We start from the raw sequence: 824 nt of genomic DNA, 5'->3' as shown, positions 1-824 counted from the left end.
TGTGAGCTAGGTCTGTCCAATACCCAAGTGGCTTATTGGGACGTTGACGATAATCAACAGTTGTCGTTGGTTTGTTAAATCGACGACTCATGACAGAGGGTTCTGTTGCAAAATTTTAGAAATAAAAAAGAGCTTAAAAACTCTTTTTTATTTTTTATTTTTGAAAAATTTAATCAAGAAATAAATACCCAGCCCAATTAAAATTACTGTTATCAAAAAAACAATAGAAACTAATCTCATAAAAACCTCCTTTATATTATTATAATAGAGTTTTTTAATTTCTTGTAACTACAAGATTGTTTGACGAATTTATTGTAGCTCTAACCCATCCAGTCCAAGATATTACATTCCATATTGGAGTTGTAAATGAAAAATGAGCACTTGCACGTTTGCTATTATCTACACGCAAGGATGCCGAATTAACTTGCGCTCCAACAATCGTATAATTTAAATCCCGTGCGCTTGTAATTTTATTACCACTGGTTGTTATATAAAAGGAAACATGCCAGGCTGCATCCCAAGCAGTGACCTTATGAGAACCATTTGAAATACGAGCCATAGGATTTGAACCAGGTTCAACTTTGAAATATGTTACATTACCTTGTGAATCTGTAACTGATTTAGTTTCCCCATTAAGAGGTAATTTAGATAAATCAAATTCAGCAGATAAATTTGGGTTCTGTTGCAAAGTTTTAAATAAAGATTAAAATCCCTTAAGGTATCTATAATTTAAGCTGGGATTCCCAATAATACCTTGATTTCAGTAGACACCGAAAAGCCGAAGAGCGTTCCATTTCTTCGGTTCTTTTTATATATTCCTCGAA

1 protein-coding gene and 1 pseudogene are annotated in these 824 nt (G+C 33.0%); both read right to left on the bottom strand.

Annotated features, from left to right (window positions below):
- Positions 1 to 274: 274 nt before the first annotated feature.
- Entirely contained in the window at positions 275 to 688 is a 414-nt protein-coding gene (locus HFD15_RS13975) for a DUF5626 family protein (RefSeq protein WP_238785381.1), read from the bottom strand.
- A 41-nt stretch (positions 689 to 729) separates the two neighbouring features.
- Positions 730 to 824: pseudogene (locus HFD15_RS13970) on the bottom strand (IS6 family transposase); the annotation flags it as partial.

The sequence above is a fragment of the Lactococcus sp. EKM203L genome, from assembly GCF_011800585.1.
GTDB classification, from domain to species: Bacteria; Bacillota; Bacilli; order Lactobacillales; family Streptococcaceae; genus Lactococcus; species Lactococcus lactis.
The sequence above is the reverse complement of the archived record's forward strand: the minus strand, read 5'-3'. Positions and strand labels throughout refer to the sequence as shown.